The 23,537-nt window shown below is 63.7% G+C and carries 21 protein-coding genes; 8 read left to right on the top strand and 13 right to left on the bottom strand.

What is annotated here, in order from left to right; all coding sequences use genetic code 11:
* Positions 1-306: 306 nt before the first annotated feature.
* Positions 307-2,055 (bottom strand): ABC transporter ATP-binding protein/permease, encoded by a 1,749-nt coding sequence (locus tag B5527_RS32800; RefSeq protein WP_079605193.1) that lies wholly within the window; start codon positions 2,053-2,055, stop codon positions 307-309.
* Between the two features lie 307 nt (positions 2,056-2,362).
* Here B5527_RS32800 and B5527_RS32795 point away from each other — a divergent pair, with 307 nt between their 5' ends.
* Together B5527_RS32795 and B5527_RS32790 are read left to right on the top strand one after the other, a co-directional pair.
* Complete coding sequence (locus tag B5527_RS32795) at positions 2,363-4,027, top strand: L-lactate permease (protein WP_079605192.1); 1,665 nt, start codon at positions 2,363-2,365, stop codon at positions 4,025-4,027.
* Positions 4,028-4,188: 161 nt separating this feature from the next.
* Positions 4,189-4,605 (top strand): META domain-containing protein, encoded by a 417-nt coding sequence (locus B5527_RS32790; RefSeq protein ID WP_079605191.1) that lies wholly within the window; start codon positions 4,189-4,191, stop codon positions 4,603-4,605.
* Between the two features lie 5 nt (positions 4,606-4,610).
* Here the strand turns inward: B5527_RS32790 and B5527_RS32785 are convergent, their stop codons facing one another.
* The 4 genes from B5527_RS32785 to B5527_RS32770 form a co-directional block, all read right to left on the bottom strand.
* Positions 4,611-6,155 carry a phytoene desaturase family protein gene (locus tag B5527_RS32785; protein WP_079605190.1) on the bottom strand — a complete coding sequence of 515 codons (1,545 nt, stop codon included), beginning with the start codon at positions 6,153-6,155 and terminating at the stop codon, positions 4,611-4,613.
* A 127-nt stretch (positions 6,156-6,282) separates the two neighbouring features.
* Positions 6,283-7,482, bottom strand: a complete 1,200-nt coding sequence (locus tag B5527_RS32780) for a hypothetical protein (protein ID WP_079605189.1) — start codon at positions 7,480-7,482, stop codon at positions 6,283-6,285.
* A 205-nt stretch (positions 7,483-7,687) separates the two neighbouring features.
* Positions 7,688-9,334 carry a chaperonin GroEL gene (gene groL / locus B5527_RS32775; RefSeq protein ID WP_079605188.1) on the bottom strand — a complete coding sequence of 549 codons (1,647 nt, stop codon included), beginning with the start codon at positions 9,332-9,334 and terminating at the stop codon, positions 7,688-7,690.
* 158 nt (positions 9,335-9,492) lie between these two features.
* Entirely contained in the window at positions 9,493-9,789 is a 297-nt protein-coding gene (locus B5527_RS32770) for a co-chaperone GroES (RefSeq protein ID WP_079605187.1), read from the bottom strand.
* A 324-nt stretch (positions 9,790-10,113) separates the two neighbouring features.
* Here B5527_RS32770 and B5527_RS32765 point away from each other — a divergent pair, with 324 nt between their 5' ends.
* Complete coding sequence (locus B5527_RS32765) at positions 10,114-10,629, top strand: hypothetical protein (RefSeq protein WP_079605186.1); 516 nt, start codon at positions 10,114-10,116, stop codon at positions 10,627-10,629.
* Positions 10,630-10,701: 72 nt separating this feature from the next.
* On the opposite strand, the gene B5527_RS32760 is transcribed toward B5527_RS32765, so the two are convergent.
* On the bottom strand, positions 10,702-11,478 hold the full coding sequence (locus B5527_RS32760) for a protein phosphatase CheZ (protein ID WP_079605185.1): 777 nt from the start codon (positions 11,476-11,478) through the stop codon (positions 10,702-10,704).
* Positions 11,479-11,790: 312 nt separating this feature from the next.
* Here B5527_RS32760 and B5527_RS32755 point away from each other — a divergent pair, with 312 nt between their 5' ends.
* On the top strand, positions 11,791-12,564 hold the full coding sequence (locus B5527_RS32755; protein WP_079607690.1) for a L,D-transpeptidase: 774 nt from the start codon (positions 11,791-11,793) through the stop codon (positions 12,562-12,564).
* A 72-nt stretch (positions 12,565-12,636) separates the two neighbouring features.
* Here the strand turns inward: B5527_RS32755 and B5527_RS32750 are convergent, their stop codons facing one another.
* The 6 genes from B5527_RS32750 to B5527_RS32725 form a co-directional block, all read right to left on the bottom strand.
* A complete protein-coding gene (locus B5527_RS32750; RefSeq protein WP_079605184.1) occupies positions 12,637-13,476 on the bottom strand; it encodes a DUF2076 domain-containing protein in 840 nt (279 codons plus the stop codon).
* Positions 13,477-13,591: 115 nt separating this feature from the next.
* Positions 13,592-14,434: a ChbG/HpnK family deacetylase gene (locus B5527_RS32745; RefSeq protein WP_079605183.1), complete on the bottom strand. Its 843-nt coding sequence runs from the start codon at positions 14,432-14,434 to the stop codon at positions 13,592-13,594.
* Positions 14,431-15,477, bottom strand: a complete 1,047-nt coding sequence (locus B5527_RS32740; protein ID WP_079605182.1) for a glycosyltransferase family 2 protein — start codon at positions 15,475-15,477, stop codon at positions 14,431-14,433. The genes B5527_RS32745 and B5527_RS32740 overlap by 4 nt, the downstream gene beginning before the upstream one ends.
* 84 nt (positions 15,478-15,561) lie before the next feature.
* Positions 15,562-16,539 (bottom strand): ATP phosphoribosyltransferase, encoded by a 978-nt coding sequence (gene hisG / locus B5527_RS32735; RefSeq protein ID WP_079605181.1) that lies wholly within the window; start codon positions 16,537-16,539, stop codon positions 15,562-15,564.
* Positions 16,536-17,711, bottom strand: coding sequence for an ATP phosphoribosyltransferase regulatory subunit (locus B5527_RS32730; protein ID WP_079605180.1), 1,176 nt, complete (start codon positions 17,709-17,711; stop codon positions 16,536-16,538). Before B5527_RS32730 ends, hisG begins: the two co-directional genes overlap by 4 nt.
* A 141-nt stretch (positions 17,712-17,852) precedes the next feature.
* Positions 17,853-18,614, bottom strand: a complete 762-nt coding sequence (locus B5527_RS32725) for a 16S rRNA (uracil(1498)-N(3))-methyltransferase (protein ID WP_079605179.1) — start codon at positions 18,612-18,614, stop codon at positions 17,853-17,855.
* A gap of 203 nt (positions 18,615-18,817) precedes the next feature.
* On the opposite strand from B5527_RS32725, the gene B5527_RS32720 reads away from it, so the two are divergent.
* Positions 18,818-19,486 (top strand): hypothetical protein, encoded by a 669-nt coding sequence (locus B5527_RS32720; protein WP_079607689.1) that lies wholly within the window; start codon positions 18,818-18,820, stop codon positions 19,484-19,486.
* A gap of 10 nt (positions 19,487-19,496) precedes the next feature.
* Positions 19,497-20,432 (top strand): 4-hydroxybenzoate octaprenyltransferase, encoded by a 936-nt coding sequence (gene ubiA, locus B5527_RS32715; protein ID WP_079605178.1) that lies wholly within the window; start codon positions 19,497-19,499, stop codon positions 20,430-20,432.
* 62 nt (positions 20,433-20,494) lie between these two features.
* Here the strand turns inward: ubiA and B5527_RS32710 are convergent, their stop codons facing one another.
* Complete coding sequence (locus B5527_RS32710) at positions 20,495-21,022, bottom strand: DUF6101 family protein (protein WP_079605177.1); 528 nt, start codon at positions 21,020-21,022, stop codon at positions 20,495-20,497.
* Between the two features lie 271 nt (positions 21,023-21,293).
* On the opposite strand from B5527_RS32710, the gene B5527_RS32705 reads away from it, so the two are divergent.
* A complete protein-coding gene (locus B5527_RS32705) occupies positions 21,294-22,694 on the top strand; it encodes a TldD/PmbA family protein (RefSeq protein WP_245332355.1) in 1,401 nt (466 codons plus the stop codon).
* Positions 22,681-23,499, top strand: a complete 819-nt coding sequence (locus B5527_RS32700; protein ID WP_079605175.1) for a 3'(2'),5'-bisphosphate nucleotidase CysQ — start codon at positions 22,681-22,683, stop codon at positions 23,497-23,499. Before B5527_RS32705 ends, B5527_RS32700 begins: the two co-directional genes overlap by 14 nt.
* The last annotated feature ends 38 nt before the right edge of the window (positions 23,500-23,537 follow it).

Raw genomic sequence — 23,537 nt, 5'->3', positions numbered from 1 at the left:
TGGCGGTGTTGCGCGCCTTTTCTAGAGCGGGATGGCTTTAATTTGGATCGGTCTTGTCCTTCACCTCTCCCCAGCGGGGAGAGGTCGATTTGCGCAGCAAATCGGGTGAGGGGTGCTGCACCAACGATAGACCGTAATCCCTCACCCGGCGCTACGCGCAGACCTCTCCCTATGGGAGAGGTGAAGTTTCCGCTGCGTCGCAGCTCAACTTCATCTCATCACGCTTTAGTCAGGCTTGGGGCGCGGCCATCGCACTGGCGCCATGCGACGGTTCGATGGTTGTCGCTCGCGTCGCGCTATGCGCCGCTAGGGCTGCTTGACGTCCTCGCGGCGGTTCTGCAGTGCAAATCGATCGCCGTCGCGGGACAGCACCACATTGCGCTGGTGAAGCGCCGCCAGCGTCGAGCGATGGCCGATCGACACGACGGTGGTTGCCGGCAATTTCTCCCTGAGGAGGTGGTAAAGCGCCGCCTCCGAGGCTTCATCGAGCGAGGCGGTCGCTTCGTCCAGGAACAAATATTGCGGCGCGTGCAATAGCGCGCGTGCGATCCCGAGGCGCTGTTGCTCACCCAGCGAGAGCATCCGATTCCAGTGTGCGTCCTCTTCCAGTCTTGACGCGAGCTGGGGCAGGCCTACTGCGATCAGAACATCACGCACCCGGTCTGAGCTGAACGCGCTCGCTTCGGCGGGGTAGACGATCGCGGCCTTCAGTGAACCGAGCGGAAAATACGGCCGCTGGGGCAGCATCATCAGCTTGGCCCTGGCCGGAATCGCAATCGAGCCGCTGCCGAACGGCCAGATCCCGGCGATGGCGCGGAACAAGGTCGACTTGCCGGCGCCGGACGGACCGGTGACCAGGGTACGCTCGTTGGTGCGAATGCTGAAGCCGTCAGCCGAAACCAGCGGGGTTCCGTGGGGCAGACTGACGAGAAGCTTGTTGAGGTCGATTTTATCGCTGCCGGCCGACGACACGACGCCGATCGAAGGGGCCTGGGTCGCCTGCGTCATCGCGCTGGCAATCGACATCTCGAATCCGCTGAGACGCGCGACGACGGCGCGCCATTCCGCCAACGACCGGTAGATCGAAACGAAGAATGACAGGGCTTGTTGCACGCTGGAGAAAGCGGATGCGGTCTGCATCATGCCGCCGAGCTGGATCTTGTTTCCGAAATAGGCCGGCGCCACCAGAATATAGGGGAAGATCACCGCGGCTTGCGAGTAGCTTGAGGTAAACGCCGTCAGCCGCTTGGTCCGGCTCATGATGGCGTACCAGTTCTCGACGACGCGGCCGAAGCGCTCCGAAAGCCGCTGCCGTTCGGCGCTCTCACCCCTCAACAGCGCAACCTGTTCGGAGTTTTCGCGCACCCGCACGAGATTGAAGCGGAAATCGGCCTCGAAGCGCTGCTGTTCAAACGAGAGGTTGACCAGCGGCGAGCCGATCCACTGCGTCAGCGCGGTGCCGAAAACGGCATAGATCAGCGCGCCCCAAACCAGATAACCGGGAATCGCGAACGCGTGGCCGGAGATCGTCAACGGCGACTCCGCCGACAGACCCCAGAGAATGACGACGAAAGACGCCAGCGTCACCACCGAACTCAGCAGGCCCACGCCAAGGCCCAGCGTCTGATCGACGAACAGTTTTACGTCATCGGAGATGCGCTGGTCCGGATTGTCGGCGGCGTCGCCCTGCAGCTGCATGCGATAGTGGTTGGCGTCGTGAAGCCATTCGCCGAGATAGCGCCGCGTCATCCATTGCCGCCAGCGGATCTGAAGCCACTGGTTGAGGTAGAGCTGGTACACCGAAAGCGCGATGTAGAAGGTGGCAAGAATACAGAAGATGCCGATCTGCCTGACGAAAACTTCCCAGTTCTTCTCCTGCAGCGCATTGTAAAAGCGGTTGTTCCACTCGTTCAGCAGAACGTTGATGCCGACCAGCGAAAGCTCGATCGCAATCACCGCCGCGAGCAGCACGCGGCCGGCCAGTTTATCCTCGGAACGGAAATAAGGTGCGGCGATCCGCCATACGATGGCGAGCGTCGAGCGGATGTTGTTCACAGATTGCCGTCTCCTGAAAGAAGGCTCCAAAGGCCTGAAAAAATGGGGGAATTGGAGACATTTAGACTAAAGTCGTAGGTTTCTTGGACTGCGTTGGCTTGTCCCGGACTCCGAGTCAACCCTAGCATGGGGGTAACGGCGAGGGGCGGGGGGCGTCCACACTTCGCGAGGTTGTGAGCGATTTTGGAATTGCCCAAATTCGCGGCTGATTTCGCGCATTGCGTACGCACTTCTGCGATCACGTCAGGCGCACCTGACCGTCCACGCTGGTCAGGGGCGCCGCATAATGGCGTGGGGAGGAACCGTAATGTGGAACCAAATCTATAATCCGCTTGGCAACGCGGCACTGTCGACGGTCGCCGCGGCCATTCCCGTGGTCACACTGTTAGTGTTGATCGCGAGCGGCAAGGTCAAGGCCCATATCGCAGCAATCATTGCCGTGATCCTGACCAACCTGATCGCGATCTTCGTCTTCACGATGCCGGCGGGGATGTCGATCCGGGCATCGGTGCTCGGGATCGTGTCCGGCTTCTTCCCGATCGGCTGGATCGTGCTGAACGTGATCTTCCTCTACCGAATTACGGTCCTCACCGGAAAATTCGAGCTGCTGAAACGTGCCGTCGGCGGCGTCACCGAGGACCGGCGCTTGCAGCTGTTGCTGATCGCGTTTTCTTTCGGCGCGTTCTTCGAGGGTGCTTCGGGATTTGGCACACCGGTCGCGATCACCGGCTCGGTTCTGATCGGGCTCGGCTTTTCGCCGCTCGCGGCTTCCGGTCTGTCGCTGATCGCCAATACCGCCCCAGTTGCCTTTGGCGCGCTGGGTACCCCGATCCAGGGGCTGGCCTCGGTGACCGGCCTCGACCCCTACATTCTGGGTGCGATGGTCGGACGGCAGTTGCCGATCTTCTCGCTGCTGGTGCCGTTCTGGGTGGTGTGGGCGTTCGCGGGCTGGAAAGGCATGAAGGACATCTGGCCCGCCATTCTCGTCACCGGTCTATCGTTTGCGATTCCACAATTTGTGATCTCGAACTACATCAATCCCTGGATCGTCGACATCGGCGCATCGCTGATCTCGATGGGCTGCCTGATCCTGTTCCTGAAAGTCTGGCAGCCGAGGCAGCTCTGGTTGTCGCCGGCGTTGCGCGGTCATGACGAATCGGCGTCGACGATGACGGCGCCGAAGCCGATGGACAAGACGCCGCTGACGCAGGCCGAGCTCTGGGGCGCACTGCTGCCATGGATCATCGTCTGCGTCGTAATGCTGATCTGGGGCAATCAGGGCTTCAAGGATTGGGCGAACGCACACTTTGCCTGGAATTACGGGGTCCCCGACCTCGACAAGATGATCAATAAGGTGCCGCCGGTGGCGGCAAAGCCGACGCCGGAAGGCGCGGTGTTCGGCTTCACCTATCTGTCGTTCACCGGCACGGGCATGCTGATCGCGGCGATCATTTCCGGCTTCCTGGTGGGCCTGTCGCCGATGAAGCTGATCTCGGAGTACGGCCGGACCATCAGGGTGTGCGCGATTTCGCTGATCACGATCTCGGCGATGCTGGCGATCGGTACGCTGACGCGGCTGTCCGGTGTCGATGCCACGCTCGGTCTCGCCTTTGCCGCGACCGGCGTGCTTTATCCCTTCTTCGGTACGCTGCTCGGCTGGCTGGGCGTCGCGCTGACGGGATCGGACACCGCCTCCAACGTGCTGTTCGGCAATCTGCAAAAGATCACTTCGGAGCAACTGGGTCTCTCCTCGATCCTGATGGCCGCCGCCAACTCCTCCGGCGGCGTGATGGGCAAGATGATCGACGCGCAGTCGATCGTCGTCGCTTCCACCGCGACCAACTGGTATGGCCACGAAGGCACGATTCTGCGCTTCGTGTTCAAGCATTCGATCGCGCTGGCGTGCCTCGTCGGTCTCTTTGTGATGCTGCAGGCCTATGTCTATCCGTTCACGGCCATGGTCTTGAAATAGAACAGCGGCTCTGACGATACGGACAAGAAATCCCCGCGGCCGATGGCCCGCGGGGATTTTTTATGCGCCGACAATTTTTGCGGCGGCCGATCTGGTCAATGTCACGTTCGCCCATTACAACGGCGCGCGGCAATCGATGCCGGGATATTTCGAGGAACTGTATGTCTTTAGCGACAGGGGTTTTCAAGCTGGCCGCAGTCACGCTGCTACTGGCCGGGGGCGCCCTCAATGCCGATGCGGCTTATGCCGATGACGGATTTCCATTCGGGTTCGAGATGACACTGGATGCGGCGCCGCAGCCCGGGTCGAAGCGGCTGCCGACGCTGCAGATCGGCGACAATGGCGCGGCGACGCTGGAATTGTGGTGCAAGGGCGGCAGGGGCCAGTTTTCGGTGGCGGGCAACACGGTGATCTTTGTCGCCGGTCCGTTGGAGAATACCACCTGCCCACCGGCGCGGGCGCAAGCCGACGATGAACTGCTCGCGGCGCTGAGCGAGGCCGCCACCTGGAAGCGGCAGGGCGATCTGGTTTCGTTCATCGGAACCAGGCCGCTGCGGTTCCGTATCAACACCGATTGAGTCTTTTATTGCTCGCGCAGAATCATGTCGGCGCACTCGCCGGCGGATTGCACGACGCCGGTATAGCCGCCGAATCCCGCATAGGCCGACGCCAGATAGAGGCCCGGCACCGCCGTGCGCGGCGAACGGGCAGGCATGCGCCAGAGCGAGCGCGGCGGGGTCGGGGCGAACCCATAAACCGCGCCGCCGGGGGCATCGAGATATTGACGCACCGACAGCGCGGTGTTGAACGACGACGCGACCACACCGTCCGCGAGGCCCGGATAAAATGAAGAGAGATAGTGGACGATCGCATCCTGCCATCGCCCGCGCTTCTCGCGATAGGCGTCCATGTCCGAACTCTCCCAGTTCGACAGAAGGTCGGGCCCAATGATCGAGAGCACATAGGGCGGCGCGGGTACCCCCGAATCGATCGCGGCATAATCGACCACCGACATCGGCGGCATCCGCTCGCCGGGCTCGCCCGCCATCAGCGCGGCGCCCTGCGCATAGTCCGACAGCCGTTTCATATCGCGCGGCAGCAATTGCGTGGAATAGGCCGATATGCCGAATTCTCGCGGCGGCTTCGACAGGCCGAGCGTCAGCGCGAACAGCGAAATCGACGAGGTCCGCTGTGCGTAGTCTTCCGTCAATTTTTGCGCGACCGCCGCGGGCAGCAACGGTGCCAGCGCCGATGGCGCGGCGTTGCTGACGATCCGCAAGCCTTCCACCTGTCCTGGATCGGTGCCGTCGCGGGCGGTGTGGGTGACGATGCTGGGCCCGCCTTGCGAGCCCACGGCAATGCGGCTGACGACGCGACGCACCATCACTTCTCCGCCGGCCGCCCTGATGGCGCGGGCGAGCGCGCTCGAGAGCCGCTGTGAACCGCCTTGCACGTAACGGCCGCCGCTTTGCAGATAGCCTCCCTGCGCCATCGCAAAGAAAACCCACCACAGCGTCGCGGGGTCGTCGTGATAATACGAAAGATTGGCGGCAAGCGCGCATTTGACGGCTTCGTTGTCGCCGAACGTCCGGTCGAGCTTTTGCGACAGCGACAGCCGCCAGTCGCGGATCGCGGGAGTTAGCTTCAACAGCGCGCCCAGAGCTTGCCGCGGATTCTTGAGCGCCTCCCGGCCTTGCGAAAGCGTGCCGGCCGCGGCGGCGATGCGCTCCATTTCCTCGAGCAGTTGATGGATCCCGGTACGGGCCTCCGGGAAGCGTTCGGTCAAGGCGCGCCGCGCCGCGTCGAAATTGTCCGGCATCACAAAGGGCTCGCCGAGCGGACCGCCGCGTGCCTCGTAAAATGCGCCGGCCGGAATCCATTTCACGGCGTCGATCACGCCCGCGCGCTTCAACACGCCGTGTTTCGGATCGCGGGGATCGTGCGGATCGCTGGTCTCGTGCAACGAACCTTCCACGAAGAGATCGCCGACCTTGTAGCTCGATGCCGCGCCGCCCACCGAGTTGCTGCGCTCGATGACCAGGACCTTGCGCCCCGCGCGCGCCAGGATCGCGCCGGCGGTCAAGCCTCCCAGGCCGGCGCCGATCACCACTACGTCATAGCGCGCCATCAAACCTGAAATCCCGAAAGGCCTTGTGCGGATATCGCCCGTTCATTGCCGCTATGGCGCGGCATGTCAAATGCAGGGCTGCGTGCAAAGCGCGCGTCGCAAGCTGCCCCAGACCGGCAGAAACAGGCTATTTCCAGGCCGATTTATCCGCGTCCCAGCGTTGGCCCTTGAATTCCCTGGCCAGCGCATCGACCGAGCCGTTGTCGTCCTTTTGGTCCTCTTCCTCGTCGGCGCTGGCCTCGTCGGCCAGATTGAGCTTGGCGCCCGCCGACTCGTCCGTCGTGGTGGTGACGGGATTGCCGATCCACAGCATCAGCCGGTCGGACCCGCCAGGCTTGTCCGGCGCCACCAGCGCGGTCACCTCGATGGTCTCGGTGAGCTCGAGCGCGGGGAATAGCGGGCTCGGCCGTTTGAACGTCAATCTCAGCGCCCCGGTATTGGCGTCCCACGCCGACGACGATGATTTCGCGGAAAGCGTTTTAGTCAGGACGCCGGCAATCGCCGCGGCGAGCTTGTCCCGGTTGGGTTTGTCGCCGTCGCGCCAGTCGGCGGCCGAAAAACGGATCGAGCGCTCCATTTCCACGATGCCAGTGGTCCAGCCGGCGGCGACCACGCCGGGCGACGACTTGAATTTCGCAATCAGCGCGGCGGCGCGGTTCGGATCGGTGCTGAGGTTGATCGTCTGCTCGCCGGCGCGCAGCGCGTCGCAGGAGACGGTGAGGCTGCTCAGGGAGACCTCGACGTCCTGCCCCTTCAACCCCTTCAGGAAATCCAGCGCCGCGTCCAGCTTTACCCTGACACCGATCGATTCCGGAGAAACCTCGGTAAAATCCACCGGCGCCGGCGTGATCCCGTCATCGGTTGTCTGGTTGTCCTGGAATTCCTTTTCGCTGAGATCGGAATTGTCCGAAGAGGCCACTTCCGTGACGGTCTGGCCGACGCTGATCTGGCCCTTGAATTCGAAGCTGTCGCCGGTCGGCCTGCGCACCAGTTTCACCGTCACCGGCAATTTGTCGCCGAGGCTTTGCGTGCTTCCGGTCAGGGTCTGACCGTTGACCGCGAGGTTGGCGACAAAGCGGTCCTTGCGATCGGAGCCCTTCTCGGCGGGATAGCAGACGTCGAGCACCGCCGAGGTGACGGTCTTGCCCTGGCGGGTCTCCTTGAGAATGACGTCGGCATTGCCTTCCATCAGCCCGTCGATGGAAGTGAAATATCTGGTCTCGTTGGCGCCCGGCGCGGCCTTCGTCGAGAGCTTCATCTCAGCCAGCGCCAGACCGGAGGAGGCCGTCATCGTCAGACCGATCAGGCAAACTAAAATCGAGCGCATCTTGAAGCTCCCCGCTGGGCAAAATCGGCAAGACAGAACCGGTAAGACAGAACCGGCAGGTCAGAATGAGATTGTATCGTAAGGCCGGTTGGCCCAGCTCCGAATCCGGACCGGGCCCTCACTAGCAAACCTCTGCACCAACGCCAAAAAGAAGGCCGCCCGGAGGCGGCCTTCGATGATCCACAATGTCGGCGGCAGGCCGGTCTCAGAAACCCATTCCGCCCATGCCACCCATGCCGCCGCCACCGCCGGGCATCGGCGGCGCCGGCTCCCTCGGCAGTTCGGCGACCATGGCTTCCGTCGTCACCAGAAGGGCGGCCACGGACGAGGCGTCCTGCAGCGCGGTGCGCACCACCTTGGCCGGGTCGATGATGCCCTTGGCGACCATGTCGACATACTCTTCGGTCTGGGCGTCGAAGCCGAACGTCTCGGACTTTTCCTCGAGGATCTTGCCGACCACGATCGAGCCTTCGACGCCGGCATTTTCGGCGATCTGGCGGATCGGCGCTTCCAGTGCTTTCAGCACGATATTGATGCCGGCCTGCACGTCGGAATTGTCGTTGTGGATGCGACCGACGGCACGCTTGGCGCGCAGCAGGGCGACTCCGCCGCCCGGTACGATGCCTTCCTGCACCGCCGCGCGGGTCGCGTTGAGGGCGTCTTCGACGCGATCCTTTTTCTCTTTCACCTCGACCTCGGTCGCGCCGCCGACGCGAATGATCGCGACGCCGCCGGCGAGCTTGGCAAGGCGCTCCTGCAGCTTCTCGCGGTCGTAATCCGAGGTGGTCTCCTCGATCTGCGCCTTGATCTGGCCGACGCGGGCTTCGATGTCCTTCTTCTTGCCGGCGCCGTTGACGATCGTGGTGTTTTCCTTGTCGATCACGACTTTGCGGGCGCGGCCGAGCATGTTGACGGTGACGTTTTCGAGCTTCATGCCGAGTTCTTCCGAGATCAGCTGGCCGCCGGTCAGGATCGCGATGTCTTCCAGCATCGCCTTGCGGCGATCGCCGAAGCCGGGCGCCTTGACGGCGGCGACCTTCAGGCCACCGCGGAGACGGTTCACGACCAGCGTCGCCAGCGCCTCGCCTTCGACGTCTTCGGCGACGATCAGCAGCGGCCGGCCGGACTGCACCACGGCCTCCAGCACCGGCAGCATCGCCTGCAGGCCGGACAGCTTCTTCTCGTGCAGCAGCACGTAGGCGTCCTCGAGCTCGGCCGTCATTTTCTCGGCATTGGTGATGAAATAGGGCGACAGGTAACCGCGGTCGAATTTCATGCCCTCGACGATGTCGACTTCGGTTGCGAGCGACTTGTTCTCCTCGACGGTGATGACGCCTTCATTGCCGACCTTCTGCATCGCCTGGGCAATCATCTTGCCGATCGCGGCGTCGCCGTTGGACGAGATGGTGCCGACCTGCGCGATTTCGGCTGATGAAGCGACCGGCTTGGCGCGCTTCTCGAGGTCCTTGACCACGGCCGTCACCGCGATCTCGATGCCGCGCTTCAGGTCCATCGGGTTCATGCCGGCGGCGACCGATTTGGCGCCTTCCCGGACGATCGCCTGCGCCAGCACGGTGGCAGTGGTGGTGCCGTCGCCGGCGGTGTCGTTGGTCTTGGAGGCGACCTCGCGCAGCATCTGTGCGCCCATGTTCTCGAACTTGTCCTCGAGTTCGATTTCCTTGGCGACGGTCACGCCGTCCTTGGTGATGCGCGGTGCGCCGAAGCTCTTTTCAATGACGACGTTGCGGCCCTTGGGGCCGAGCGTCACCTTCACCGCATTGGCGAGAATATCGACGCCGCGCAACATGCGATCGCGCGCGTCTCCGGAAAACTTTACGTCCTTGGCTGCCATTGGAATTCACTCCTGGAATGATTGGATACACGCGCCCGCGGCGCTTTTATTCGTCATGCCCGGGCTTGACCCGGGCATCCATCCTCTTCGGAAAAGTCTATGCGAAGGCGATGGATTGCCGGGTCAAGCCCGGCAATGACGACGGAAAGACGTTGGCCTCAGGCGAGCACGCCCATGATGTCGCTCTCCTTCATGATCAGGAGCTCTTCGCCGTCGAGCTTGACCTCGGTGCCGGACCACTTGCCGAACAGCACGCGGTCGCCGACCTTGAGGTCGATCGGGATCAGCTTGCCGGCTTCGTCCCGGCCGCCGGGGCCGACCGCCGTGATTTCGCCCTGCGAGGGCTTTTCCTTGGCGCTGTCGGGAATAATGATGCCGCCCTTGGACTTTTCTTCGGCATCGATACGTTTGACCACGACACGGTCATGCAGCGGACGAAATTTGGATTTAGCCATGACGGTTCCTTTTGGAGGCTCTTTTGGATCTGACTTGTCATCGGAAGTGGATCGGGATACGGGCCTGTTCGACACCGCCAAGGAGCAAAACGGCTCGTATCCTTAGCAATCGCGCTCTCGGACTGCCAATTGTGCGCCCGGAATATGGCTAGACGCCGATCCTGTCAAGCAAAGGGGGGTTAAGCCGTTGGTGAGACCGATATAGGATGGTTCCGGAAACCAAATCGGAGCTGTCGGGTAATTTGTTGGACCTCATTGCTCCGGCAGTGGTTTTACGCTTGGTTGCCGGATGGGTGCGGCCACGAATTTGTTCGGGGGGATGCTATGGTCAGCTTACGTAGCGTGCGCGGGGTCGCCAATCTGGGGATCGCGTCGGCGCTCGCGATGTTCTTGGGTGCATGCGGGAGCATGAGCCTGCCGTCATTTTCATCGTCCCCTTCAGCGGCTCCGGAGCCGGGTGTCGCGCCCGAGATGCCGGCGTCGATCCGTCCCGACGAGATCGTCGGCCGCTGGGGTCTGGCGTCGTTCCAGAATCCGGCCGACCGCGCCCGCACCGAAGTCGCGGCCAAGGCGCAGTGCAAGCAGCCTTATGTGATCGGCTCCGGCACCACCGGCGGCGTCATCATGCATCTGGCCGACCAGGCGACGCCGCAGGAATTGCGTCTCAAGGGCAGCCCAAGCGGCAAGAACTATATCGGTCCGCCCGGACCGGCCGGCGGCGAACAGGATCGCGAGATCGTCTCGTTCGACGGGCGCGTGCTGGTCACGCGTTTCATCGACCCGGATGCGGCGACCCGTTACGGCAACATGGTCTATGTCCGCTGCGCGCCGCGCGCCTGATTGGCGGCCATGGAGGTCGCCGGGTGCTTCCACCCGGCGACTTGAGCAAATCGAAACCCGGTCAAGCCAGACTCAGTTAAACAGCGCGTCGATGTCGTTCTGCGACGCATGACCGTCGTCGCCGTCCAGCTTCGGACCGTTCAGCAGCCGGTCGTCGCCTTCCCTTGTATCGACGATCGCAGGCGCGTGCGCCTTGATCGCATCGACGCCGCCCCAGATGTCCATCATGACGGTGATGTGGTTCTCGATGAATTTCATCGTGGTCATCACCTTGTTGATGCGCTGACCGGTCAGATCCTGGAAATTGCAGGCCTCGAAGATCGAAACGACACGCTCCTGGATTTCCTCGCTGAGCAGCTTTTGCTGATCAGGCGAACTCACCTTGGATAGCGCGGTCGCCGCATTATCGATCGCCTCCGCGGCTTCCAGGATCTGCTGGGTGGCTTGCTCGGTGCCGCCGACCACGGCGCCAAGCTCGCCGTTGACCCTGGCCATTTCCTCGCCGTTGAAACTCGTGCTGTGCAGCACCGCGATTTCCCGCTTGGTGCGGGTGATGGCATCGTGAATGAGGTCGAGTTCGACCTTGAGCTTTTCGCATTGCTCGATCTGGGCGCGATAGGTGTCGAGCAACGCAAGGGCTTCGGAGACTTCGCGCGAAACCGTCTCGCCGATGGTCTCCGTTGCCGCGCCGCCGCCGCTCCGGACCGCCCCCATCTGGGCACGGATGGCGCGAAGTTCACTCATGATCTCGCGATGCATCGGACCGACGTCGTCGTCGGCGGCTGCGGACGCCGGCATGTCGCCGGCCAATGCTTCTTCGATACGAAAACGTCTGCGATTAACCGGCATTGGATTTTTCCTGACCTGCACTCATCACGTTCTAGACCGATGCGATTTAACGCGAGGTTCACGCAGGGAACCGATTCGATGATGTGTGCCGATGGCCACATACCAGCGATTAACCATGCGCGACCGGCATTCATCGAAAATAAACGCTGCCGGACAAAACCGCGCGGATTTGGCGACGTGGTGAATCCAAAGGCCGTTTCTGTTTACCAAACCGATGCGGTTTTGATTTTAATTGGTGGCGTGCAACGGCGCTTCAATCGGGCGCTCGCCGACAAACAGCTTCAACAAGACGAAACAGTACAGAGTACGTCGATGTTCAAAAAAATCTCGCTTGCGCTCCTCGCCGGCGCATCTTCTCTCGGCGCCGGACTTCATCAGGCCGCCGCGAACGAGGCTGCTCCATCCGCCGAACTCACCGTGATCTACGCCGACCGGTTCGCGCCACCGCCCGCGCCGGTGCGCACGGCTTACGCCGAGCGCTCCAGCATGGGCGGCGGTTTCATCGAATTCCTGTTCGGCGACGGACAGAATCAAGGCGAGCGCTATCAGCAGCAGCCCACCTATCAGCAGCAGCCTACCTACCAGCAGCAGCTGTTGCCGCCGCAGCAGGAAGAGGCCAGCGATCCCAGGCAACGCCCCTTCGATCCGAAATTCGAGAAGCAGCTGGTCGACTATCACGGCAAGGAAAGCGCCGGCACGATTGTCGTCGATACGCCGAACAAGTTTCTGTTTCTGGTGCAGGGCAACGGCAAGGCGCTGCGCTACGGCATCGGCGTCGGCAAGCCCGGGTTCATGTGGTCGGGCGTCAAGCAGATTTCCGCGAAGAAGGAATGGCCGGACTGGACGCCGCCGGCGGAAATGCTGGTGCGGCGCCCCGATCTGCCGCGGCACATGGAGGGCGGCCCGCAAAATCCGCTCGGCGCCCGCGCGATGTATCTGGGATCGTCGCTCTATCGCATTCACGGCTCCAACGAGCCCTGGACGATCGGCACCAACGTATCGTCAGGCTGCATCCGGATGCGCAATGAGGATGTGATCGATCTGTACGGCCGCGTCAGTGTCGGGGCGAAGGTCGTCGTCATCTAAGTCGGCCAGGCTGAAAATCAAAACGGCCGCTCGATCCGGGCGGCCGTTTTTTTGTTTCGCGCCGGTACCCGATCAGACGTCTTCGCTGCCGTCGTCGCCGCCGAAATCGTCCGAATCTAGATCCGTGTCGTCACGGTCGTCGTTGTTATCGTCGTAGTGGTCGTCGGATGCGGTATCGTACAATCCCGAGCGAGAACTGTCGTCACCGCGATCCGACGACGATGAACCGATGTCGTTGACGCCGGCGTCGCGCGCCAGGTCGCTCTTGGACTGATCGCCCCACGGGGCCTGGTTCACGATCGTCTCGTCAACGACCGTGGGGGCGCCGCCGAAGCCGGCATGGCTGCCGCCCATCATCGAGCGGATGCTGCCGAGCAGCAGCGACCCACCGATCGAGCCGGCCGCCGCGGCAGCCGCGGTTCCCAGAAACGATCCGCCGCCGCCCATCGGGGCCGCGGGCGCGCCATAGGAGGGTTGACCGGAGGGAGCCTGACCATAGGGGGGCTGTCCATAGGGGGCCTGATTATATTGGCCGGGCGACTGCGCCTGCTGCATTACTTGGCCACTGTTCCATACCGGCCGGCTGGGACTTTCGGGCGGGCGGACGTTGGGTACCGAGCCGCGCGGCTGGTCATGGCCGAAGACCGATTCGCGCATCGAATCGAGGAATCCGCCGCCGGACTGGTTTTGCGCCGGCGCGCTGGCGGCCTCGAGCTCTTGGATTCGGCTGTTGGCGCGCTTCAGCGCCTCATCCTGGAGCAGCACGGTCTGCACCAGCGCGTAAACGCCGTTGGGCGCCTGGCGCAAGCCTTGCGAGATCGCGGCCATGGCGTCCGGATCGCGCGGCGCGCTCTCCAGCTTCGAGACGCGGTCGAAAAGATCGTCGATCATCTGGCGTTCTTGCGGTGTCATGGCTTTCTCCTCGCTCCCGAAGCGCCCACGGGATGTAGGGGCGCTTTGTGTCGCAAGTAGTGCCCGGCGGCATTAAATCTATGTGACAAAGACACCCCGGGGGCTTTGACGGCTGTCAGCCCAATGTGACCTTGTTTGCCGCCAGCAGGCGCGGGAAATGCTCGCCGCCGAGAAAAGCATGTTCATGTTCGCGGTGGAAGGTCAGCGGATCGAGGCTGACCAGGGTGTCGTCGACGAAGCCGGGATGGCACATGATGAGACCGCCCTCCGGCAGATCCTCGAGAAACTGCCGCATCAGGTCACCGAAATCGGGTTGCCGGGAAAAATCATAGGCGCCGGCGAATGCCGGATTGAAGGTGATGTTGGCCCGTGCCGCGCGGCGGCGGAAACGCGCGCTCAGGATGTCGAGGAACAACGCCTTGGGTGAGCCGAGCCGGCGCGCCAGCGGCGCATGGCGTCCGCCCTGGCGAACCCAGGCGTCGGGCGCGGCTTCCTTCACCGCCGTCAGAAATGCGTCGCGCACCCCCGGAAACAGCTGCGCATGCTGGTGACCGTCGACAAAATCCGGGGCGCGGCCAAACATTCCGCTGAAGGCCGTGAGTTGCACCATCAATTCGGCACGGATGATTTCGGGATCGAGCCGCCCCAGCAAACCCGCGCGCAGCAGTTTCGGAAAGCTCACGAACATGCCGCCATCGAGCGGCTGAAAATGCATCGTCAGCGGCCGAAACGGTGCCGTCAGCGTCGCGTGCAGCCCGATGCAGCAACGCGGACTGTTCGCGACCACGGAGCGAAGCGCGCTGACTTCGTCCCGGCCGATCGAAGGTCCGACCATCATGACCGAGGTCGCATTGAGACGGCCGCGGCCGATCAGATCGCGAATGGCGCGGTTGACGCCGGGACTGATACCGTAATCGTCGGCGCACAGCCAGATGCGGCGCGGCGCGGCGTCGCTCATTCGGCGGCGGTCCTTTCGCTTTCGCCGGGGCTCGTCTTCGTCGCGACGCGTTTCTCGGTGTGTTCGGCCACGAAATAGATCGGACGCGCCTTCAGCTCGGAAAGGATCTTGCCGATATATTCGCCGACAATGCCGATCATGATGAGCTGCACGCCGCCGATGGTCATCAGGCCGACCACCAGCGAGGGATAGCCGGGAACCGATTTTCCGGTGGTCCAGGTTTCCCACAGGATCGAAAGTCCGAACAGAAAGGCCCCTGTGGCGAGCAACACGCCGAGCAGGCTCGCAACGCGCAGCGGCGCCACCGAGAAAGACGTCAGGCCTTCGATCGAAAGCCCGACCAGCCGGCCGGGGCTGAAGGTCGTCATGCCGTGCGCGCGCGCGGCGGGTTCGTAGTCGACGCGGATCTGGCGGAAACCGATCCAGCTCGCCAGCCCCTTGAAGAAACGGTTGCGCTCGGGAAGCTGCCGCAGCGCCGCCGCCGCGCGCGGCGACAGCAGGCGGAAGTCACCGGCATCTTCGGGGATCTTCTGCCGCGCGCCCCAATTGATCAGCGCGTAGAAGCCGTGTACTGCAAGCCGCCGCAGCAACGATTCGTTGTCGCGATGCGCCTTGGCGGTGTAGACCACGTCGTAGCCGCCATCGATCCAGTGGCCGACAAGCTTCTCGACCAGATCCGGCGGATGCTGACCATCGCCATCCATGAACAGCACGGCGCCGCGGCGGGCATGGTCCAGTCCCGCCATCAGCGCGGCTTCCTTGCCGAAATTGCGCGACAGCGACACCACCTGAACATCGAGCGTGTCGGCCGCCAGCCCGCGCGCGATGGTGAGCGTCTCGTCCGCACTGCCGTCGTCGACATAAACGACCTCGCAGGCGAGGCCGTAGCGTTGCCTGAGCACCTTTGCCAGTTCGCCGAGCCGCTCGTGCAGAGCCGCCAGCCCGGCCGCCTCGTTGTACAGGGGCACGACGATCGACAACCCCTGTGCCGCGGCATTGGCGGCAGTGGTTGACAGGCTAGAGACATCGCTACCCAGCAGCATCGATCAGGTTCCAACCGTTCCAAAGAACAGCATATGGCAATCGCCGCGCGTTGTCGCCACGGTGATGGACCTCGGCGCGCTGCCTCACTGTTGCAGGAAGGCCTCAAGCCGGGCGAACAGCGGGTTGTCGCGGTCAAGCACGTAGTCGAGCGACGCCACCGACACCGTGTCGGCGCCGTGGGCGCGCAGAAAGCTGCCGAGCGCGTAAAGCTGCGCCGGCGGGCAGTGCAGCGTCACCATTCCCGAAGACGTCGGTCCGCCGAACGGCGAGACCACGCCGAAACGGTTATGGGCCTCGGCCAGCAATGCGGCGTCGCAGCCGGTAAATCGGGTACGGACTTCGCGGTATTTGCTGGCGCGCGCGCGGGCCGCAATGTGATCGAGGATGACGCGCGCGGTCTCGCGGGCCTCGCTCGACCAGTCGGCGTCCTTGGATGCCACGAGGTTGGCCTGGCTGCGCAGGATCACGCCGTCGTCGAGCACCTTCAGACCGTTGGCAGCCAGCGTCGCGCCGGTCGTCGTGATGTCGACGATCATTTCGGCCGTGCCAGCCGCCGGCGCACCTTCGGTGGCGCCCGCGCTCTCGACGATGCGGTAGTCGACGACGCCATGGGACGCAAAGAATGTCCGGGTGAGGTTGATGTATTTGGTCGCAACCCGCATCCGCCGGTTATGCTGCGCACGAAATCCGGTGGTGACATCGTCGAGGTCGGCCATGGTCCGGACGTCGATCCAGGCCTGCGGCACCGCAACCACGACGTTGGCGCTGCCAAAGCCGAGGCTGTCGATCAGCGCGACGCGCTTGTCGGCATCGACGATGCTTTCGCGCACCAGGTCTTCGCCGGTGATGCCGAGATGCACCGCGCCGCGCGCCAGCTGCGACGCAATCTCGCTCGCCGACAAATAGGCGATCTCGACATTGTCGAGCCCACTGATGGTGCCGCGATAGTCACGGGCGCCGCGCGGCTTCGCCAGCGTCAGTCCGGCGCGGGTGAAGAACGCCTCGGCCTGCTCCTGCAGGCGGCCCTTCGACGGGACGGCGAGAACGAACGGCGCCGTCATGACGCGCTCCTGCTCGAGCCGCTTGCCGCAGGCTGGCGCCCCGCTTGCGTCAGGCTTTCGATCCAGACCGAAAATCCGACCGCGGGGATCGGGGTGGGTGCGCCAAGCTGGGTCATCAGTCCGTCATAGCGTCCGCCCGCCACCAAAGGCTCGACGCCGTTGCCCTTGCGCTGCAGTTCGAACTCGAAACCGGTGTAATAGTCGAGGCCGCGCCCGAACGAGGTCGAAAATCGGGTCAGGCCGGTATCGATGCCGCGCGCGGCCATGAAGCCGACGCGGCTTTCGAACTGATCGATCGCGGCTGAAATGTCGAGCCTGGCGTCGGCGGCCAGCGCGCGCAACCGCACGATCGCATCGTCGGGGTCGCCCGAGATCGCGAGGAAACGCTTGATCAGCTCCAGCGCGTCGCGCGGCAGCGCGCCGCCCTTCAGCGTCGATTGTTCGAGGAAGCGATCGGCGATTTCCGAAACCGAGCGGCCGCCGACATTGGTTGCGCCGGCGATCGACATCAGGTCGGTGACCAGCGCCAGCGCCGCCTTGCGGTCGGAGCCCGCAAGGGCTGCCAGCACGCCTTCATATTCGTTGTGGCCGGGTCCGGTCGCGAGCGTGAGCCGCTCCAGATCCTGCGCCAGGCTGGTCTTGCGGTTGAAATCCTTGATCAGCCGCCGCCGCCATACCGGGTAGAGATCGAGCGCATCGATCAGCGCGATGAACAGCGCCACGTCGCCGGTGCGAATTTCGACCTCGGTCAACCCGAACGCGGCGGTCGCCTCGAGCGCCAGCGCCAGCATTTCCGCATCGGCCGCGGCGCGGTCCTGCCGTCCGAAGGATTCGATGCCGGCCTGCAGGAATTCGCTCGGCCGCCCGCCACGATAGCGAAACACCGGCCCGAGATAGCTGAATCCGGCGGGCTGGCCGGCGCGGCTCGAGGCGAGATAGTCGCGCGCCACCGGAATCGTGAGATCCGGTCGAAGACACAGCTCCTCACCGCTGGCATCGGTGGTCAAATAGAGGCTTTTCCGGATGTCCTCGCCGGAGAGGTCAAGGAACGGCTCGGCGGGCTGCAGGATCGCCGGTTCGGCCTGGATGTAGCCGGCCTGCGCGAACGACAATAGCAGCGCATCCGCCCAGGCTGCGGATCCGGTCGCACGAGGGGCGGCGGTCAAGGTCATCTCAAGATCCAAATATCCCGGAAACAGGTCGGGAGGGTAGGGCGCAGCCCTTAGCATGGCCCGAGCCGGGTTTCGACAGGGATCGGCCAAGTGCCTTAATACCGCCAAGGATACTGCCAAGGACACCGCCAAGGCCGTTATCTACCCGCCCGGGGCGGGCCCGGTCCAGTCGCCGAGTGCCGCCTGTACCAAGGCGAGCGCTGCCACCGCCGCAGTGTCGGCACGCAGGATTCTGGGCCCCAGCGAAAGCCTGAGGGTTCGCGGCTGCCGCAGCAGGAGCGCGCGCTCTTCCTCGGCAAATCCGCCTTCGGGGCCGATCAGGACATCGATCCCGTTTGCAACCGTCAGCTCGCTTTGCAGCGCCCGCAACGGATTTGTCGTTTCCGCGGCCTCGTCGCAGAATACCAGCAGGCGCTGGGCCTGGCGCTGGCTGAGATAACGATCGAGCGGCACCGGCTCGGCGACATCGGCAATGCCGAGGATGCCGCACTGCTCGGCCGCCTCGATGACATTGGCCCGCATCCGTTCGCCGTTGACCCGGCTGACCTGGGTGAATCGCGTCAGCACCGGCTGCAGCGACGAGGCTCCCATCTCGACCGCCTTCTGCACCATGTAGTCGAGCCGGGCATGTTTCAGCGGCGCAAAGACGTAAGCGAGGTCGGGCAGGCGGTCCTGCGGCCGGGTCCGGGCAATAATATTCAAGCTGTCCGGCCGTTTGCGGCCCCGAATCGAAGCCTGCCATTCGCCATCGCGTCCGTTGAACGCCAAAATGGTCCCGCCTTCGGAAAGCCGCAGCACGTTGCCGAGATAATTGCTCTGGCTTCGTTCCAGCGCGACGGTTTCTCCCGGTGCCAGCGCGGCATCGACAAACAGCCGCAGACTGCGAAAATCGAGTGGGGGCATGGTCAATGTTCCAATTTCCGCAGCCTTTTAGCCTAAAGGATTGGAATTAACCCAATTATTGCCGTTCGGCGCGGCCCTACGCCGCGCTGTTGCCAAATTCCACGGGTTGTTAAGGAGTGGCAGGAATCGTAAAAACCCTATCTGAATCGTTCTTCTGTCGGGAAGACGTTGGGGGTCCCTTGTACCTTGCCGGAGGAACAGCCTTGACCATCCGCCGCCTGATTGTGCCGCTGACCGTGGCCGTCTTTGCTGTCCATGCCGGTCAGGCCGTTGCACAAGGCGCCTTTCCGGCGCCGCTGCCCAATCAATCCGCGCCGCTGGCCAACGATCCGGCGTTTCCGCCGGTGAATGGAGCGGCCCCGAGCGCTTCGGTGGGCGCGCCTTCCAGTTCATTTCCGGTCAACGGCGCGGCGCCCATCACGGGTTCCTCGTTCGAGCGCGGCCCGGCCCCGCCATCGCAGGCTGGGGCTTCCGAGGAATGCATGAAGGGATTCCTTCCGCTGCGGGAAGATGCGGAAAAGCGTGGCAAATTGATCAAGGCCGCCAGCGACCGCCACGCGTCTCCGGAGGAGGCCTGCAAACTGATCGGAAGTTTCAGCCAGGCCGAAATCAAGATGATCAAATACGTCGAAAGCCATTCAGCGAAGTGCGGGATTCCGCCGCAGATAACGGAACAGCTGAAAACCGGCCACAAGAACACCGAGGGTATGCAGCAGAAAGTCTGCGCGGTGGCGCAGCAGCAGCAAAGAGGACCGGCTGGCCCGAGCCTGAGCGACGTGCTGGGCTCTTCGGCAGCACTTCCGGAGGCCAACGCCTCGAAGAAGGGCGGCAGCACCTTCGATACCCTGAACGGCAACGTCCTCACGCGATGACCCTGATCACATGAGCGGCGCGGCGACACGCGTTGCTGATGCGACCGGCAATTGGGTCGACACCCACGCGCCGCCATGGTCGCGGCCCTATCTTCGGCTTTCCCGTCTCGACCGGCCGATCGGTTCCTGGCTGCTGCTAATACCATGCTGGTGGTCGGCGGCGCTGGCCGCCGGCGTCACCGGCATTATCGGCCGATTGCCTCTCACGATCGGGCTGTTCCTGATCGGCGCATTTGTCATGCGCGGCGCCGGCTGCACCTGGAACGACATTGCCGATCGCGATCTCGACGCACTGGTGGAGCGGACGCGGTCGCGGCCGATTCCGGCGGGACAGGTCAGCGTCGCACAGGCAGCGGCCTTTCTGGTCGTTCAGGCCTTGATCGGACTGGCGGTGCTGCTGCAATTCAACCGCTTTGCGGTGGCGACCGGCATCGCCTCGCTTGTCATCGTCGCGATCTATCCGTTCATGAAGCGGATTACCTGGTGGCCGCAAATCGTGCTTGGGCTGGCGTTCTCCTGGGGCGCGCTGATGGGATTCGCAGTGACGCTGGGCCGGATCGATGCGACGGCCCTGGCGCTCTACGCCGGCTCGATCGCGTGGGTGATCGGCTACGACACCATCTATGCGCACCAGGACGCCGAGGACGACGCGCTGATCGGGATCAAGTCCACCGCGCTCTTGTTCGGCACACGCACCCGTCAGGCACTGACGGTGTTTTATGGATTGGCGGTGGTCTTGATCAGCGTGGCGCTCGCGCTGGCCGGTGCCGGCTTCCCGGCCTGGATCGGGCTTGCCGCGTTCGCAGGCCATCTGATCAGGCAGATCCTGCGCCTTCAGATCGGCGATCCCGCGCTGTGCCTGCGGATTTTCAAATCCAACCGCGACGCGGGGCTGCTGCTGTTCGCGGGATTGCTGGTCGATGCGGTGCTGAAAGCTAACGTGTAGCGGGCAAAGCGCAGCGTGCCGTCAACGCATGTTAACCTGCGCGCAAGATGAAATTGTTTTCGCTAATCCCTTGCGATGATCTCGTGCTCGCCCCCGTGAATATTCGCGGGGTTGAGCAAGTCGCCGGCGCGCCGCCGCACCAGGAATTTCGGCCGCCGCGAGCGGATCGCGTTGTGGCGCCGGCGCCGCTGCGCCGGTTCGCCCGGCTTGTCTTCCGGCAATTTCGGAAGCGCGAAGATGTCGCTCCACATCTGCCATGCGGTTGCGATCTCGTTGCGGTCGGAACTCACGCACAGGGGAATCGTCAGCGACGGATCGCGGTGGACGAGCACCAGCATCTGGGCGTCATCGTCGATGCCGCGCAGCGCCACGCCGAGAAAATCGCTGACGCGAACGTTGACCGCCATCTGCATGCCGCGCAGGGCACGACGCAGGACCACTCGTTCGCGATGGAGTTCGATACTCCGCACGCCGCCGTCCGCGCGGGAATCGTGCGCATCGAAGCTGACCGGCAGAGAAAGAGGGTCGAGCCGCAATGTGCGGCTCGACCCGGCGGGATTGATCCCGCTTGTTGCTGTTTGACGCCTCACGGCTTTATCTCCCCGCCGGGATTATCTTCCCGGTCGATAGCGAGACCGTAGCCGAGCCGTGTCCGTATTGCCTTAAAAAGGCTGGTTAAAAGATGGTCACCTGCCCAGCATCGGTCGGCATGATTGACGAGACCTTGCCGTATCCTCGAAATTCTTTCGCTTCGGGCCCGTGAAAATGCTTGAAGTGCGCGTGAAACGGGCACATCTGAAGGGTTCGCCGATTTGTATCCCGGCCCATCTTCAATCCTCCTTCATTGTTGGGATTTTGTTCGTGATCGCTTCACCACCGACTGCTTCGCCGCTTTCATCTGATGCCGCAACCGCCGGCCTGTTCGACCAATCCGCACTGAGCACGCTGGCGCAGCGCCTCGTCGAGGCGGCCAAACACGCGGGCGCCGACGCCGCCGACGCGGTGGCGGTGCGCGGCGTGTCGCAAGGGGTCGAGGTGCGCGACGGACGGGTCGAGGAATCCGAGCGCTCGGAAGGCGACGATGTCGGGCTGCGCGTGCTGGTGGGACAGCGCCAGGCGGTGGTCTCGACCAACGATATCAGCGGCGACGGCATTGCAAGGCTGGCGGAGCGCGCCGTCGCGATGGCCCGCGTCGCACCCGACGACAAATTTGTCGGTCTCGCCGATCCGTCATTGCTGGCGCGCGATTTCCCCGAACTCGATCTGCTCGACCCCAAGGTGCCTTCAACGGCCGAACTGGAGCGCCGCGCCTGCGAAGCCGAAGCGGCCGCGCTCGCGGTCAAGGGCGTCACCAAATCAGGCGGCGCCTCGGCCTCGACCGGAATTGGCGGCATGGTGCTGGTCACCTCGACCGGCTTCCACGGCTCTTATCTGCGCTCGAGCCAGGGCATCTCGATGACCGCGATCGTTGGCGACGGCACCGGCATGGAGCGCGATTACGATTTCACCTCGGCGCCGCACGGTTCCGATCTCGCTTCGCCTGAAAGCGTTGGCCGCAAAGCGGGCGAGCGCACGGTGGCGCGCGCCAATCCGCGTAAGGTCGAGACCTGCAAGGTCCCTGTGGTGTTCGACCCCCGCGTATCCGGATCGCTGGTCGGCCATCTCGTGGGTGCGGTGAATGGCGCCTCGATCGCGCGCAAGACCAGTTTCCTGAAGGACCGGCTCGGCGAGCAGCTGTTTGCCAGGAACATCCGCATCATCGACGATCCTCTGCGGGTACGCGGGTTGCGCTCGCAATCGTTCGACGCCGAGGGGGTCAAGGTCAAAAAGCTCGCCATCATCGATGAGGGCGTGCTGACAACGTGGCTATTGGATTGCGCGACCGCGCGGGAGCTCGGACTGGTCACGACCGGCCACGCCCACCGCGGCGTATCTTCATCGCCGTCGCCGGGATCGTACAACCTCCACCTCGAAGCCGGCGAACCCACGCCGGCTGAGCTGATCTCGGACATCAAACAGGGATTCTACGTCACCGACCTGATCGGCTCCGGCGTCAACGGCGTGACCGGCGATTACAGCCGCGGCGCATCCGGGTTCTGGATCGAGAACGGCGAGATCACCTATGCGGTGAGCGAGGTGACGATCGCGGGCCATCTGCTCGAAATCTTCAAATCCATGGTACCGGCCAACGATCTGGAATTCCGTTATGGCGTCAACGCTCCGACAGTTCGGATCGAGGGATTGACGCTTGGCGGACGTTAGCGCCGGCAGCGGCCCGGACGAGATTTTGGCGCGCGATGTCGCGCTGCTGAGGGATAGCGTGCGGGAGGCAGGTGCACTGGCGCTATCGCTGTTTCGCACCGAGCTTAAAAACTGGACCAAGGGCGCGTCGTCGCCAGTGTCCGAAGCCGATATCAGGGTCAACGACCTGCTCGAGAACCGGCTGCGGTCCGCCACGCCGCAGTACGGCTGGCTGTCGGAAGAAAGCGCCGATGACGAGCAGCGTCTCGGCAAGCACCTGACATGGATTGTCGATCCGATCGACGGCACCCGCGGTTATCTCGCCGGCCGCGAAGACTGGTGCGTGAGCGTGGCGCTGGTCGAGGACGCATCGCCGGTGCTGGCGGTGGTGTTTGCGCCAGCCACCGATGAATTTTTCCTTGCCGCGCGCGGGCGGGGCGCCGCGCGCAACCATGTGCCTGTTTATGCGACAGGGGGCACCGAGCTGGATTTTTCCCGCATCGCCGGTCCGAAACCGCTGGTCCAGCGGCTCAGCCCGTCACCCGACGAAATTGTCCTTTATCCGCGAATCGGCTCGCTGGCGCTTCGGCTGTGCCGGGTCGCGCAGGGGACGCTCGATGCGGCTTTCGCCGGCGGCCAAAGCCGCGACTGGGACCTTGCCGCGGCCAATTTGATCGTGCAGGAAGCGAATGGTAATATGACGGCGCTCTCGGGGGATACGATCTCGTACAATCGCCGGGAGGTGACGCACGGGGTACTGGTGGCAGCGGGACGCGATCGTCATGCACGCATTGTCGAGCATTTTCGGACCCGTCCGTTGCCCTGAGCGGGCTCGATTCGCGTCGGAAATCCTGGTTGCCGGGC

It is taken from the genome of Bradyrhizobium erythrophlei, from assembly GCF_900129425.1.
GTDB classification, from domain to species: domain Bacteria; phylum Pseudomonadota; class Alphaproteobacteria; order Rhizobiales; family Xanthobacteraceae; genus Bradyrhizobium; species Bradyrhizobium erythrophlei_C.
The sequence above is the reverse complement of the archived record's forward strand: the minus strand, read 5'-3'. Positions and strand labels throughout refer to the sequence as shown.

Excerpts from the sequence above, each read along its gene's own strand:
- B5527_RS32795 (WP_079605192.1), top strand. The coding sequence starts at position 2,363 with ATGTGGAACCAAATCTATAATCCGCTTGGCAACGCGGCACTGTCGACG.
- B5527_RS32790 (WP_079605191.1), top strand. The coding sequence starts at position 4,189 with ATGTCTTTAGCGACAGGGGTTTTCAAGCTGGCCGCAGTCACGCTGCTA.
- B5527_RS32785 (WP_079605190.1), bottom strand. The coding sequence starts at position 6,155 with ATGGCGCGCTATGACGTAGTGGTGATCGGCGCCGGCCTGGGAGGCTTG.
- B5527_RS32780 (WP_079605189.1), bottom strand. The coding sequence starts at position 7,482 with ATGCGCTCGATTTTAGTTTGCCTGATCGGTCTGACGATGACGGCCTCC.
- groL (WP_079605188.1), bottom strand. The coding sequence starts at position 9,334 with ATGGCAGCCAAGGACGTAAAGTTTTCCGGAGACGCGCGCGATCGCATG.
- B5527_RS32770 (WP_079605187.1), bottom strand. The coding sequence starts at position 9,789 with ATGGCTAAATCCAAATTTCGTCCGCTGCATGACCGTGTCGTGGTCAAA.
- B5527_RS32765 (WP_079605186.1), top strand. The coding sequence starts at position 10,114 with ATGGTCAGCTTACGTAGCGTGCGCGGGGTCGCCAATCTGGGGATCGCG.
- B5527_RS32760 (WP_079605185.1), bottom strand. The coding sequence starts at position 11,478 with ATGCCGGTTAATCGCAGACGTTTTCGTATCGAAGAAGCATTGGCCGGC.
- B5527_RS32755 (WP_079607690.1), top strand. The coding sequence starts at position 11,791 with ATGTTCAAAAAAATCTCGCTTGCGCTCCTCGCCGGCGCATCTTCTCTC.
- B5527_RS32750 (WP_079605184.1), bottom strand. The coding sequence starts at position 13,476 with ATGACACCGCAAGAACGCCAGATGATCGACGATCTTTTCGACCGCGTC.
- B5527_RS32745 (WP_079605183.1), bottom strand. The coding sequence starts at position 14,434 with ATGAGCGACGCCGCGCCGCGCCGCATCTGGCTGTGCGCCGACGATTAC.
- B5527_RS32740 (WP_079605182.1), bottom strand. The coding sequence starts at position 15,477 with ATGCTGCTGGGTAGCGATGTCTCTAGCCTGTCAACCACTGCCGCCAAT.
- hisG (WP_079605181.1), bottom strand. The coding sequence starts at position 16,539 with ATGACGGCGCCGTTCGTTCTCGCCGTCCCGTCGAAGGGCCGCCTGCAG.
- B5527_RS32730 (WP_079605180.1), bottom strand. The coding sequence starts at position 17,711 with ATGACCTTGACCGCCGCCCCTCGTGCGACCGGATCCGCAGCCTGGGCG.
- B5527_RS32725 (WP_079605179.1), bottom strand. The coding sequence starts at position 18,614 with ATGCCCCCACTCGATTTTCGCAGTCTGCGGCTGTTTGTCGATGCCGCG.
- ubiA (WP_079605178.1), top strand. The coding sequence starts at position 19,497 with ATGAGCGGCGCGGCGACACGCGTTGCTGATGCGACCGGCAATTGGGTC.